Annotated in this window: 12 protein-coding genes; 3 read left to right on the top strand and 9 right to left on the bottom strand. The window is 54.1% G+C overall.

Features of this window, described 5'->3' with window-relative positions:
• The first annotated feature begins 73 nt into the window (after positions 1-73).
• Positions 74-595, top strand: a complete 522-nt coding sequence (locus tag MWH02_RS10830) for a GNAT family N-acetyltransferase (protein ID WP_271460603.1) — start codon at positions 74-76, stop codon at positions 593-595.
• Here the strand turns inward: MWH02_RS10830 and MWH02_RS10835 are convergent.
• From MWH02_RS10835 to MWH02_RS10850, 4 genes are read right to left on the bottom strand one after another with little or no spacing between them, the layout of a single operon-like run.
• Positions 592-1,995, bottom strand: a complete 1,404-nt coding sequence (locus tag MWH02_RS10835) for an ABC transporter ATP-binding protein (protein WP_271460604.1) — start codon at positions 1,993-1,995, stop codon at positions 592-594. The two genes, MWH02_RS10830 and MWH02_RS10835, sit on opposite strands and share 4 nt — an antisense overlap.
• Positions 1,992-2,777, bottom strand: coding sequence for an ABC transporter permease (locus tag MWH02_RS10840; protein ID WP_271460605.1), 786 nt, complete (start codon positions 2,775-2,777; stop codon positions 1,992-1,994). The genes MWH02_RS10835 and MWH02_RS10840 overlap by 4 nt, the downstream gene beginning before the upstream one ends.
• Positions 2,774-3,709, bottom strand: a complete 936-nt coding sequence (locus MWH02_RS10845; protein WP_271460606.1) for an ABC transporter permease — start codon at positions 3,707-3,709, stop codon at positions 2,774-2,776. Before MWH02_RS10845 ends, MWH02_RS10840 begins: the two co-directional genes overlap by 4 nt.
• On the bottom strand, positions 3,709-5,235 hold the full coding sequence (locus MWH02_RS10850; protein ID WP_350262244.1) for an ABC transporter substrate-binding protein: 1,527 nt from the start codon (positions 5,233-5,235) through the stop codon (positions 3,709-3,711). Before MWH02_RS10850 ends, MWH02_RS10845 begins: the two co-directional genes overlap by 1 nt.
• Before the next feature lie 98 nt (positions 5,236-5,333).
• Here MWH02_RS10850 and MWH02_RS10855 point away from each other — a divergent pair, with 98 nt between their 5' ends.
• Entirely contained in the window at positions 5,334-5,588 is a 255-nt protein-coding gene (locus MWH02_RS10855; RefSeq protein WP_225608259.1) for a tautomerase family protein, read from the top strand.
• A gap of 108 nt (positions 5,589-5,696) precedes the next feature.
• Here the strand turns inward: MWH02_RS10855 and MWH02_RS10860 are convergent, their stop codons facing one another.
• Complete coding sequence (locus tag MWH02_RS10860; RefSeq protein WP_271460608.1) at positions 5,697-6,902, bottom strand: glycosyltransferase family 9 protein; 1,206 nt, start codon at positions 6,900-6,902, stop codon at positions 5,697-5,699.
• 42 nt (positions 6,903-6,944) lie between these two features.
• Between MWH02_RS10860 and MWH02_RS10865 the strand changes: the two genes are divergently transcribed.
• Positions 6,945-7,685: a GntR family transcriptional regulator gene (locus tag MWH02_RS10865; protein WP_271460609.1), complete on the top strand. Its 741-nt coding sequence runs from the start codon at positions 6,945-6,947 to the stop codon at positions 7,683-7,685.
• Here the strand turns inward: MWH02_RS10865 and MWH02_RS10870 are convergent.
• From MWH02_RS10870 to MWH02_RS10885, 4 genes are all read right to left on the bottom strand, one after another.
• On the bottom strand, positions 7,672-8,652 hold the full coding sequence (locus MWH02_RS10870; protein ID WP_271460610.1) for a PfkB family carbohydrate kinase: 981 nt from the start codon (positions 8,650-8,652) through the stop codon (positions 7,672-7,674). The two genes, MWH02_RS10865 and MWH02_RS10870, sit on opposite strands and share 14 nt — an antisense overlap.
• Entirely contained in the window at positions 8,639-9,661 is a 1,023-nt protein-coding gene (locus MWH02_RS10875) for an ADP-ribosylglycohydrolase family protein (RefSeq protein ID WP_271460633.1), read from the bottom strand. The genes MWH02_RS10870 and MWH02_RS10875 overlap by 14 nt, the downstream gene beginning before the upstream one ends.
• A gap of 17 nt (positions 9,662-9,678) precedes the next feature.
• Positions 9,679-10,953, bottom strand: a complete 1,275-nt coding sequence (locus MWH02_RS10880; protein ID WP_271460611.1) for a nucleoside permease — start codon at positions 10,951-10,953, stop codon at positions 9,679-9,681.
• 183 nt (positions 10,954-11,136) lie between these two features.
• Positions 11,137-12,513 (bottom strand): aldehyde dehydrogenase family protein, encoded by a 1,377-nt coding sequence (locus MWH02_RS10885; protein ID WP_271460612.1) that lies wholly within the window; start codon positions 12,511-12,513, stop codon positions 11,137-11,139.
• Positions 12,514-12,994 lie beyond the last annotated feature (481 nt).

Genomic DNA, 12,994 nt, shown 5'->3' on the forward strand with positions numbered 1-12,994 from the left:
TATTATTAAATCCGATGATTCGCGTGCGGCGCGGTGGCATGCTGTGGTTTTCGCCGCTAAGAATCAGGAACATATGGACATTATTCCCGCCCGACCTCATCACGCCGCTGCCATTCAGAAAATCTACGCCTGGCATGTGCTGCACGGCACCGCGACCTTTGAAACTGAACCACCTTCGGCGAGCGAAATGCAGAATCGCGTGCAGGATGTGCAGCAGCGCGGCGGTTTTTGGCTGGTGGCGCAGGAGGATGATCAGGTGTTGGGTTACTGCTATCTGGCGCCGTATCGCCCGCGCTATGCCTATCGCTTTACGCTGGAGGATTCGATTTACCTCGATCAGCAGCAAACCGGCAGAGGCATTGGTCGCGCAATGTTGCAAAAAGCCATTGCGCTGGCAGAAGCGGCGGGATTTCGCCAAATTATCGCGATTGTTGGCGATAGCGCGAATGCCGGATCGCTGGGATTACACCGGGCGCTCGGTTTTGAGCACACCGGTGTAATGAAATCGGTGGGATTCAAACATGGCCGCTGGCTGGATACCGTAGTGATGCAGCGTTCACTCGGTCACGGCGACAGCCAGCCGCCAGAACGTTAAGCGACCGCCTCCATCGCGATCATACGATGCGTGCCCTTTTCCAGCAGATCGCGATCGTGGCTCACCAGTAACACCGCGCACTGTTGCTCGCGCGCCAGCGAGGTGATGAGCTGGATGGTTTGCTGCTGCACCAGCGGATCCAGACGCGATGTAGGTTCATCGGCAAACAGAAATACCGGATCCAGCAGCATCACGCGTAACAGCGAGAAGCGCTGCAGCTCGCCGCCCGACAGTGAATCGGGACGACGCGTCAGCAGTTCCGGCGTCAGCGCCAATTGCTCCATCAGCGCATCCCGCCGCGTGGAGGCGATGCGATGACGGCGCAACACATCGTCCAGGCTTTGCGCCAGCGTGCGGGTCGGTGGGAACAGCGCAGACGGATCCTGATAAATCTTCTGGTATTTCAGCCCATCGACCGCCGCATGCCGCGTCACCTTGCCATGCTGCGGGGTTAGCAGGCCGAGCAGCACATCGCCAAAGCTACTTTTACCGCTGCCGCTGGCACCGTGTAATCCAACGATTTCCCCGGCGTGCAGCCTGAAGTCTTGCGGCACGCCGAGCGATTTACCGCCGCGCTGCAAGCGGATGCCCTCAGCGCTCACCACCGGTTTACTGCCCATAACGGTTTGTTGCCGTGCAGGCCAGGCGGTGGGATCGGCGGCGAGTAATTCACGCGTATAGCGCTGCTGCGGTTCATGTAACACCTGTTCCGCCCTGCCCTGCTCAATCACCTTGCCTTTATGCATCACGATCACCACACCACCCAACTGGCGTGCCAGCGCGATGTCGTGAGTGATGGTGAGCAGTGTGCCGCCGTCGGCCACTTCCCGGCGCAGCAAAGCGGCTACTTCATCACGACGTGCCACATCCAGCCCTTTGGTGGGTTCATCGGCAATCAGTATCTCCGCGCCACCTGCCCGTGCGGCGGCAAAGGCGGCGCGCTGCGCCATCCCGCCGGAGAGTTGCCACGGAAAACGCGGCGCCGCGTCCTGTAAACCAAGCTGCTGTAAATCGCGCTGGGCCGACAGTGCGCTGGTGGATTTCGCCTTTCCGCGTACATAACGATAGCCTTCCGCAACCTGCTGCAGCACTGACATGGTGGGATCCAGCGACAGCCACGGCTCCTGCGGCAGCGACGCTAATGTGCGGCCCCATAATTCACGCAACAATCCGGCATCCTGCGGCAGGGTAAAACGCTGTTCGTTGATGATTAGCGTACCGCTGGACTGTAAATCGTCAGGCAAAATGCCCATGACCGCTTGTGCCAGCAGGCTTTTACCTGAACCGGTTTCACCCAGCAAGGTCAGCGGTTGTCCGGGCTGCAGGGTGAAATCAACCGGTTCCACCAGCGTAGCGCTGGCGGTTGTGACGCTGATGCCGATAACCTGTAATCCTTTCATTTACGCTCCTTTTTCATTAACAGATTCAGGCTGATCAACAGCAGAAACAGCGCGATTACCGGCTGCATTAGCAGCCACGGTGCTTCCCAGGCAAACGGCAGCAGTTCGGTCATCATCAAACCCAGCTCTGGCGTCGGCGGACGTACGCCGACGCTGATAAAGCCAAGTGCAGAGACCGCCATGATGGCGCTGCTGAACGAGAACAGAGTCAACGTGGTTAATACCGGCGCTAACGCTGGCCACAGGTGTCGGCGGAAACGGTAGAACGCCGAAAAACCGAGCAACTTTGAGGCCTGCATGCCGGGTGCCTGCACAATCGGGCGCAGGGTTGCGCGCGTGACGCGGAAGAACTCCACCCACAGCACCAGCGAAATCCCCAGCCACAACATGCCGGGAGAATCCGGCGCAATCGCCGCTAACAGCAGCACCAGCAGCAATCCCGGCAGCGCCAGACACATATCGCCGAGCATGCTGAGCAGACGATCCAGCCAGCCGCCATACAGTGCGCTGAATACGCCAGCCAGCACGCCCACCAGCAGCGCGCTCATCACACACAACGCCGCGAGACCCAGCGAAAGGCGCAACGCGGCACTGAGGCGCGGCAGCATGTCGCGACCAAGATGATCAAACCCGAGAAGATTGGCGCCGCTCGGCGCGTGCAGCATCTGCAGCAGATCCTGTTCCAGCGGATCGCCGTGATGAATCAGGGGCAGCAGGAAGGCGAAACCAAGCAGCAAGCACAACAGCAGCAGGCCGATAAGACGCGAAAATGAAATTGTCATGCGCGCGCTCCTCTGGGATCAAGCAGATGACAACCTGCATCCACCAGCATATTCAGCAGTACGAACAGCAGTCCGAGCGTCATGGCGCTGGCCTGAATCACCGGCACATCGCGGGCGAAGATGGCATGCACCAGCGCGTGACCAATGCCAGGCCAGGCAAACAGCGTTTCTACCACCACCACACCTTCCACCAGCCAGACAAACTGCATGCCGAACCAGGTCAATACCGGCGATGCGAGGTTGCGCAATCCATGACGACGCAATAGCGTTGCGGGCGCTAATCCTTTCTGCGCGCCCCAGCGGTAATAGCCCGAGCTGACAACCTGATACGTGGCTTCACGCACCACGCGCACGCCCACCGCGGTTAACGACAATGCCAGCGTCAACGATGGCAACATAAAATGACGTAGCTCGCCATGCCCGGCGCTGGGCAGCCAATCGAGCTGCAGCGCCAGCAGGACAATCAGCAGCATGCCCAGCGCAAAATGCGGCACCGATTTCAGCAGCGCGCTCAGCCAGAATAACGCGCGGTCGAGCTTGCCATTGGCGTGACATCCCGCCCAAATACCCAGCGGCAAAGTGAACAGAATCGTCAGGAAAAGCGATGAACCTGCCAGCGCCAGCGTTTGACTCAGCTGCCAGCGCAGTTCATCCATCACCGGTTCGCCGGAGACCAGCGAGCGACCAAAGTTGAACTGCATCAGATCGAATAGCCAGTGCAGCAACGCGCTGCCCTGCTGCAGCGAGTCACTTAGCTCCTGCTGCACCCGCGCCACCGCACTGGCATCCACCCGATCGTAGCCATAACGACCGCTGGCAATACGCCATGCCATATCGCCGGGCAAGGACTGCACCAAAAACCAGGTGAGTAGTCCCACCGCCAACACCACAAAAGCCGCCTGCGCTACGCGCCAGCCAAGTAGTTTGAACATCATTGCTCCCACTGCATCTGACGCAGACCAAAGTGGCGTTCAAACGGATCGAGCGTGACGTTTTTCAGCTTGCTGTTAATCGCGGCCGATTGCTGATACCAGGCAATCGGGATCACCGGCAGATCTTGCTGTAACGAGGCAGTGATCAGGTTACGTGCCTGCGCACGTTCTGCCGAGTCAGTGGATTGCGTTAAGCTGTGCAACGCCGCGCTAAAACCGGTCGGATGCCAGTTCATCGCGCCCCAGTCGCCGCCCTTTTCCGCATAATCCTGCAGTAACGTGCCGGTGGGATCAGGCGTGAGTGCAAAGTTGCGGGAAAACAGCGCCAGTTGTAGACGATTGCTGTGATGCTGCGCCGGAATTTCGCTGGCGTTGGTGGAGTTGATCTTCACTTCAATGCCGACTTTGCGCAGCTGCTGCTGGATAACCATCGCCATCAGCGGCAGTTCGGGACGATCGGGGAAGGTCAGCAGCGTCACACTAAAGCGCTGGCCGTTACGTGCTAACACGCCATCTGCACCCATTTTCCAACCCGCCGCCTGCAGTTGCTGTGCCGCCTGCTGCGGATTGAATTGCAATGGTTGCAGTGCGTTGTTGTGCCATTCACCCATATTCGGCGGGAATAACTGAGTGGCCGCGCCCGGATAACGCAATACCGCCATCGCCAGCGCGTTACGGTCAATCGCCATGCTGATCGCTGCACGCACCGGCTGTTCGGCTAACAGCGGATCGCCCGCATTCAGTTTCAGCATCAGCGTGCGCGGCACCGGAATGGCGGGCAGCTGCAGCGCTGGCTTGCGTGCTAAACGCTGACGGCTGGCAGCATCCAGGTTGAATACGTAATCCGCGTCGCCGCTCTCCGCCAGCAAGGCGCGGGTTTCGGCGCGCCCGGAAGAGAGATAGCTGGCAGCCGCAATCGCTGGCTTTTTGCCCCAGTAATCGTCAAAACGTTTTACTGCCAGCGATTGCGGTGGCTGGAATGACGTCAGCATAAACGGGCCGCTGCCGATGATGCGGGTGATGTTGCCCTGCGCATCCCAGCTAGCCAACGCCAGAATCTGGGAACGGCTCTCTGCTAATACCGAAAGCAGCGGCGTGAAAGGTTCGCTCAAGGTGATGGTGACGCGTTGCCCTTCCCCGCTGATAGCGGTGATCGGCGTTTTATCCAGCAGACCCGCTTTGCTGCGCGCGGTGTTGAGTGATTTCACCACCGCGGCCGCATCCAATGGCGATCCATCATGGAAGCGCACGTTGGGACGCAAATTCAATTGCCATTGCAAACCATCTGCCGATACCTGCCAGCTTTGCGCCAGCGCCGGAATGGGCTCGGCGCGTTCGTTCACTTCCACCAGCGTTTCCACCACATCCATCCGCAACAAAATGTCGCCGGAGAGTGCGGGATCGGCGCCTTTGATTTCAAACGGTGCCGCAATGCGCACCGTTTTATCCTGATGTTCAGCCGCCATTGAGGCGTAAGAAGCCAGGCCTAACGCCGAAGCGATAAGCAAATTTTTCATTGATTTCATTAATATTTCCGACTTAATCCGCTACATATTATGTGAGTTAATTACGTTATAACATAACAATACACATTTCAACACAGATTGCTGGCAAAGACGGGTGATTGACGCTGCGCGCAGTGCTTTTGCTGCGCTATGCTGAAAACGAACGTTTACTTTATGGAGCAGCAGAGATGCCAGAAATCGTTGTGTATGCGGCAGAAGGTCGCACGATTGAGCAGAAAAAGAAGTTGTTGAGAGCCGTCACCGCGGCGGTGGCAGATTCGTTTGAGATCGATGCTAATTCAGTGACGGTTTCCATTATCGAAACGCCAAAACATCATAAGTCGAAAGGTGGCGTGCCGTTTGATGAGCGCTAGAATAGCGCTAAGTTAGCGCTTAAATCTGAACAGAAATAACAGGCATAGAGTGCAAGACAAAACTAAAAAATTTGCGAATTTATGATGCTCACTCTATGCTTGATTGCTCTAATTTAAGTCAAATTTGTCAATAGCATTTAAAACATTATCGACCAATAATGCATCTTCTCCAACAACAAAAGTTGATGTGAAAATTTGATGACCATTCCTGTAACCTGGCGACCATAATTTATTGTTATCAGAGATATCGCGATAAATACCAATCAACGGTTTGTCATACATAGCTGCAACATGTACAACTGCCGTATCAGGTGATATGATCAGATCGGCTAAGTTTATCGTTGCCATAGCATGATAAAAAGAGGGCACATGATAAACGTAAGCGCCGTGGAAGAAGTCATTGATAAATTTTTTTTTATAATCCAGGACCATAATATCTGCATCTTTATTTTTTGATAAGACACCACTAATTATTTCTTGTGTTTGTTGGGGTGTTAAATTCCTATCATTGTGGCTTGCGTACATGTTTATAATAACTTTTTTACTCTCTTTTTTAAAAAAATCGATTGCTTTAACTTCATCTGTGATTGATTGCTTATAATACACTTCGTACCTTTGCTGCGAAGCACCTGGGACGCCAAGGTAGTTAATAATACGAGCATAAATTTCTTTTACATGATGTTCATAGTGATTGAACCTAATATTTACGTCGTAATGCGATAGCCACTTTTCTTTATTGAAACCTAATGAAATTTTGGGTGAGATAGCTTGTATCATATGCGGCATATATAGCCCTGTATCCCAAATACCCGTATCAATCATCAAATCATAGTTATTTTCTTTCAATGTATTAATTAAGTCATCGGGAATCGCATGGTTATACCTGTCTTGATAATCCATTTCTTCCGTTAAATAAATTTTCCTGATAAAAGGGTTATCTGAGAAAACCATTTCATTTGCTTTAATCGCTAAAACATCAATACTTATCCCAGCTTCATGCATTGTTCGAAGTATGCAGGTTGATACGATTGCATCACCAATTTTACCTTCGTTTCTAATCATCAGCACTGTACGTACTTCCGATGGTGAAATTTTTACTGATGGCTCTCGATGCCATTTTTTTGTCGCTTTATACAAAGCAATTTTATACTTCAACCTTTTCTTGAAATAATTTCTTTTTCTATTTAATTCTCTAATTTTTTTTATAAATTTCATATCTTTAACGGGTCTGGAAATTTTAAGTATTGTACTATTTGTTAACTCTAAGATAAAGAGCCCAAAAATGGTTCGCGACCGCTTAAAAGTCAGTATCATAACGCTTTCATCCGCTTACCGGATTAGGTGAACACGCACATTATGACCGACCAAACTTCACTATTTTCGCGGCTTACTTCTACCCTTGCTGATGACAGCCGCACGCCGCTGTACAGACGCTTTGCCACTGCGATCAAAGATGCGGTGCGTGATGGTTTGTTAGTGCATGAAGAGATCCTGCCGAGTGAGCGTGACTTCAGCCAGTCGCTGAACATTTCGCGCATTACCGTGCGTAAAGCCATGGATGCGCTGGAAAAAGAGGGCGTGGTATTGCGCTCTCGAGGCTACGGTACGCAAATCTGCAGCCAGTTAGAGTACTCACTGAAAGAGCCGAAAGGCTTGTCGCAGCAAGCGGTATTGCGTGGTAAAAAGCCCGACACCGTGTGGATTAACAAAAGCAAAATCCATTGCGATGCAGAAATCGCTGAGAAATTGGGGCTGAACACTGGCAGCGAAGTGTATCTGCTGAAACGCATTCGTTATGTCGATCAGCAAGCGGTGTCGGTGGAAGAATCCTGGGTGCCGGCGCGCTATATCGCTAATGCGGATGAGATTGGCATTTCGCTTTACGACTATTTCCACCAGCAACAAATTCTGCCGGTAAAATCGCAAAGCAGAGTGAGTGCTCGCATGCCTGATGAGGCGCTGCAGCAGCAGATCGCCCTGCCCGACAACGTGCCTGTTTTGGTGATCAAGCTGCTGGCGTTAGATGCGCAGGGCAATCCGCTGGAGTACAGCATTAGCTACTGTCGTAGCGATATGTATGTGTTTATTGCGGAGTAAGGCGCTGCTGCCAGTAAGCTGTTAACGTGGCGCGATCGGGCGCGCAATCACCGCCGCGCTGTGACACCACATAAGATGCCACCGCGTTGCCGAGCGCGACGCTTTCTGCCAGCGACCAACCCGACGCTAATCCCGCCAGTAATCCACCCGCGTGGCTGTCGCCTGCGCCGATGGTATCGGCCACTTTTGTCGGCAGCGCCGGCATCCAGCCCTGTGTTTCCGCGTTAACGAAACCGGCGCCTTCGCTATCAAGTCGCACCACCATCGCGCCGCCGAATCGCTGCTGCCAGCACGTCATTAACTGATGCGCATCAATGGGTTCTGTTTGATTCAAACGTTCATGCCACAGCAGTTCGGCTTCATGTCTGTTCACTGTAATCAGTGGATGGCACGCCATAACGCGTTCGAACTGCGCATCACCGATATCCGCCAGACGCGGACCGAAATCCACCAGCAGCTGATACGGCTGGCTTTGCTGCTCCAGCCAGGCGATCAGCACATCACCGCTTTTGCTGGTGAGCTGATAGCCGGAAAGGTAGATCCAGCGATTGGCCGGCTGCGGCAACGTGTTCAGCAGCGCTGCATCCCACTGATTTTCCACACCGCTCACTGACAGAAAGGTGCGCTCGCCATCAGGTTCCACTAACGCCAAACACCAGCCGTTATCGCCTTTCGCCGTTTCCAGCACGCTGTGGATGCCATATTCCGTCAGCTTCTGCCGCACAATGCTGGCCCAGGTACCGTTGCCGAGCGGCAGCGCATTGATGGACGGGATGCCAAGCCGGTGCAGCGCAATCGCCACATTCAGCGCACAGCCGCCCACGTTGACGCCCTGCTGGTGGAGCTCAATATCGCTGCCACGATGGGGCAACGAGTAAGCATCAGCAATCACATCCACTACCGCCGCACCAATCACAAGCACTGGCAGACGGCTTTCAAGTCTCTGCAGATCATCAGGCGTCAACATAAGCGGCCTCGCGCTGCTGGCGGAAACGCGTGAAGGCAGCGCTGTAACGAGTGAAATCCAGCGCGTTAGCGGCATCCAGCTCGGCTTTCAAGGCAACGTCGATGCTGTCGATGCCGTGCAGCGCGCCGCAAATGGCCACCGCCATCGCGCCGATGGTATCGGTATCGCCGCCGAGGTTAGCGCAAAGGATCGCGCAGCGATTAGGATCGGTCTCGGCCAATTCCACCATCGCAATCGCCGCCGGTACCGATTCAATGGTGCCGGTGCCGGTGCCCACCAAATCGTAAATCTGCTGCATGGTGGATTCCACGCCCCTGCCCTGCGCGACCACGCTTAACGCCAGTTCGAGGCGTGCCGCCATTGATGCGCTAAAGGTGGTGACACGCTTTTCCTGCGCCGCGCGTGCGATCGCAGGCAGTTCATCGCGGATGGTTGCCCAGCTGGCACCGTCAATGGCGCGTGAAACAGCCCACGCAATCACCGTCGCGCCGGAAATCGCGACATCCGATTTGTGCGTAGGACTCGACGCCAGTGCGACGGCATCGATGAATGCCGAAAAATCGCGTGCTGGCAGCAGACAGCCGAGCGGTGACACACGCATCGCTGCGCCGTTAGTCGTGCCGTTATTTTCCAGCTGCGACACCGGTGTGCCGGCTTTCATAGCTTTGAGCGCGATTTTTGAGGTCGGTCCAAGCACGTTCTTGTTGAAGGCATCAAACGACTCGGCCCACTGCAAAATATTCGCACCAATGGTTTGGGCGTTGATCTCGCCGTCGTGAGTGACGATCGCATCAGCCAATGCCAGCGCCATCGAAGTGTCGTCGGTAAAGGCCGCCCGGCCAAAGTAGCAGGCGGCGTTGTTCTCAGCCGGACCAGGCAGGAAGCGATCGATCCAGCCAAAGTGCTGCTTCACGCGTGAGCGCGGCCATAATTCGGATGGCATGCCCATCGCATCGCCCAGCGCCTGGCCGTAAAACGCGCCTAAAATCCGTTTTTCTTGCGTTGTCATCGTCATGGTGAAATCTCTTATTTATGGCTGTCAGCGGTTGCTGAATTTTCGAAAGCGGTAAGTTCATCGCTGCGTTTTTTGCCGTCGCGGAACAGGACGATAAAGGCGATGGTGATCATTACGATCATCACGCTGCCAAACATCCACATGCCTGCCCAGTTGAAAGTCTGCCCGTCGCGGGGTTGGTCGTAGGCGAACATTTCCTGCATCAGATAGCCGCCAAGGCGGTAACCCAGCAGGCTGCCGATACCCTGACAGGCCAGCGTGATCAGCCCTTGCGCAGCATTACGCATCGCCACTGGCGCTTTCTTATCAACGTAGATGTAAGCGGTGATGAAGTAGAAATCGTAGCTGACGCCGTGCAGCAGAATGCCCATGAACAGCAAGCCGTAAGTCAGCATGTTTTGATCGCCACCGAACACGAAGAACACGTAGCGCAGTGCGGCGGTGGTTAATCCCAGCAGCAGCACTTTGCCGATGCCAAAGCGTTTGATGAAGAACGGTAGCGCCAGCAGGAAGAAGATTTCCGAAACCTGGCCGAGCGTCATCCAACCGGTGGCGTGCGGCAAGCCGACTTCCGTCAGATAGCCTTCGGCAAAGATGTAGTAAAACGCCAGCGGCATGCTGAACAGGAAGGAGCAGACGAAGAACACGAGGAAGCTGCGATCCTTCAGCAGATGCAGCGCATCCAGACCAAGCGCGACGCGCAGGCTGAATTTGCCGGTGCTTTTCGGCTCGGTGGCGGGCAACGTCAGGGCAAAAATGCCCAGTAATAGCGAGCTTGCGGCGGTGATCAATAACGGCACGTTGCTGGCTGAGATATCGCCATAGCCCAGCAGCGGCGGCAGGAAACCACAAACGATGCCAGACGCGATCCAGCCAAGTGTGCCCATAACGCGAATGCGCGGGTAATCACGCTCCACATCCGCGACGTGCGAAAACGCGATGCTATTGGTTAAGGCGATGGTGGGCATGTAAGTGAGCGCATACAGCAATAGCAACGGGAAGAAACCGCCGAAATGCGTTTGCTGAGCTGCGAAGAACATCAGAATCGATCCGACGATTGTTAGCAGCGACAACACTTTTTGCGCCTGGAAGAAGCGATCGGCCAGCGATCCGACAAGGATCGGCGACAGGATGGCGGCTATCGAAGTACAGGCGTAGCACCAGGCTATCTCAACCGGCGAGAAGCCGTTTTTGCTGAGAAATGCCCAGAGCGGTACAAACCATGCGCCCCAGATAAACCACTCAAGAAACATCATGAACGACAGTTTTGGGATTGTTGTTTTCATTTAAAAGGACTCCCCGGTGTAGGTGGAGGCAAATCTAACACCGGATATAATACCTTTGTAATACCACTGGTGGTTTTTTTGAACTGGTCCACAACATTTTAAATGATGGGCAACGGTATGAGATGCGAGATATCTGGGGGCGGAGGATGGGAATAAGGACGCGCCTGACGCGCCCTGTGATGCTTAGCGGCGGTTTTTCCATACCGTCTGAATATTGCAGAATTCGTGGACGCCAAAGCTTGACAGTTCACGACCATAGCCGCTCTTCTTCACGCCACCAATCGCAACTCGCGGATCTGACGCACCATTGCCATTGATAAATACCGCGCCGGTCTCCAGTTTTTCCGCCAGTTCGTTGGCCAGCGCTTCGTTGCCGCTCCACACTGTTGCACTCAGCCCGAATTCGCTGTCGTTCGCCAGCTCAAGGGCATGTTGTGCATCACGAGCGACACTAATTGCTGCGACCGGGCCAAAGATTTCCTGCTGGAAAGCGGTCATGGCTGGCGTGACATCGGCGAGGATCGTCGGGGCGTAATAATTGCCTGGGCCGTCAATTTTATGGCCGCCTAATACCAGACGTGCGCCTTCCTTGATGGTCTGCTGCACTTGATTATCCAGCTCGTCACGAAGATCGTAACGCGCCATTGGCCCGATGTAGGTATCTTCTGCCAAAGGATCGCCGATCTTCAATGCCTGTACCGCTGCGCTGAAACGCGCCTCAAACGCTTCTGAGACGCTTTCTTCAATGATGAAGCGCTTGGCTGCCATGCAGACCTGTCCTGTGTTCTGATAGCGTCCTGTGACCGCTGAGGCTACTGCAGCATCCAGGTCTGCATCCGCCAGCACAATAAAAGGATCAGCGCCGCCCAGTTCCAGCACGGTTTTCTTCAGTACCGCACCGGCTTGCGCTGCAATTGCACCGCCTGCACGCACGCTGCCGGTTACCGCTACAGCGGCAATACGCGGATCTTTGATCGCGGCTGAAACGCCATCGTTATCGACGTTGATTACGGTAAAGCCGCCTTTAGGCAGTTCGGTGGCGTCAAAAAGTGACTTCATCAGGTTGGCGGATCCCATTACGCTCGGCGCGTGCTTGAGCACGTAGGTATTGCCTGCCAGCAACATGCTGACTGCGCCGCGCAGAACCTGCCAGTAAGGGAAGTTCCATGGCATTACAGCAAGAATCACACCAATCGGGCGAAATGACTGCCACGCTTGCTGGTTTTCCACCAATGTTGGTTTGTCGGCAAGGATCGCCGGACCGTTCTCTGCATACCAGTCACACAGATTGGCGCATTTCAGTACTTCAGCACGTGCCTGAGCGATAGGTTTGCCCATTTCCAGCGTGGCCATGGTTGCCAGCTCATCCTGACGTTGGCGGATCTGTTCTGCCAGTTGATGCAGCACTCTCACTCGCTGTGGCATTGAGGTATAGCGCCACTCTGCATAGGCATCAGCACTTTGCTGCAATGCGGCTTCCAACTCGGCTGCGCTCTGTAGCGGATAGCTTGCGAGGATGTCGCCGGTAGTAGGGTTGCGGGAGATAACGTTGTCAGTCATGAAATATAACCTCGTCATAAGTGATGTGTTGTTCGATGAAGTTCACTTTACGCGGGGATAAAGTTTCTTAAAAATGAATAATAATGAGGAAGTTGTTCATTTATGAAGAAGAATAAGGATCCTGATCGCACATAACTGATGATTTGGTGGGATCAAAGGGGATGTTATTGTAATGGAGCTGTTTTAAACATTTTGCCGGTCTAAAGCCGCGTCAGTCCGGGCGTTATTAAGTTATACAGTGAATAGATCTTAAAGAAAGATCATATAGAGATCTTAAAGAGATCCTAAGAGATCCCCGATCGTCGCAGGCCGCACCACACAAGGGCTCAGAAAGTGATCGCGTTCACTATAATGAGTAAAGTGTTCACTGGAGTCAGTAGTTTATTCACTATAGAGAGTAGAATGTTCACTATAAACAGTGTTAATGTTCACTGTAATCAGAAAACGACCCTTTTCATCCACAGAATGAAGATCTCAGGCT

Source organism: Pantoea leporis (assembly GCF_028048155.1).
GTDB lineage: Bacteria > Pseudomonadota > Gammaproteobacteria > Enterobacterales > Enterobacteriaceae > Pantoea > Pantoea leporis.

Bases quoted from the DNA above. Each gene is read 5' to 3' on its own strand.
- MWH02_RS10830 (WP_271460603.1), top strand. From the start codon at position 74: ATGGACATTATTCCCGCCCGACCTCATCACGCCGCTGCCATTCAGAAA.
- MWH02_RS10835 (WP_271460604.1), bottom strand. From the start codon at position 1,995: ATGAAAGGATTACAGGTTATCGGCATCAGCGTCACAACCGCCAGCGCT.
- MWH02_RS10840 (WP_271460605.1), bottom strand. From the start codon at position 2,777: ATGACAATTTCATTTTCGCGTCTTATCGGCCTGCTGCTGTTGTGCTTG.
- MWH02_RS10845 (WP_271460606.1), bottom strand. From the start codon at position 3,709: ATGTTCAAACTACTTGGCTGGCGCGTAGCGCAGGCGGCTTTTGTGGTG.
- MWH02_RS10850 (WP_350262244.1), bottom strand. From the start codon at position 5,235: ATGAAATCAATGAAAAATTTGCTTATCGCTTCGGCGTTAGGCCTGGCT.
- MWH02_RS10860 (WP_271460608.1), bottom strand. From the start codon at position 6,902: ATGATACTGACTTTTAAGCGGTCGCGAACCATTTTTGGGCTCTTTATC.
- MWH02_RS10865 (WP_271460609.1), top strand. From the start codon at position 6,945: ATGACCGACCAAACTTCACTATTTTCGCGGCTTACTTCTACCCTTGCT.
- MWH02_RS10870 (WP_271460610.1), bottom strand. From the start codon at position 8,652: ATGTTGACGCCTGATGATCTGCAGAGACTTGAAAGCCGTCTGCCAGTG.
- MWH02_RS10875 (WP_271460633.1), bottom strand. From the start codon at position 9,661: ATGACAACGCAAGAAAAACGGATTTTAGGCGCGTTTTACGGCCAGGCG.
- MWH02_RS10880 (WP_271460611.1), bottom strand. From the start codon at position 10,953: ATGAAAACAACAATCCCAAAACTGTCGTTCATGATGTTTCTTGAGTGG.
- MWH02_RS10885 (WP_271460612.1), bottom strand. From the start codon at position 12,513: ATGACTGACAACGTTATCTCCCGCAACCCTACTACCGGCGACATCCTC.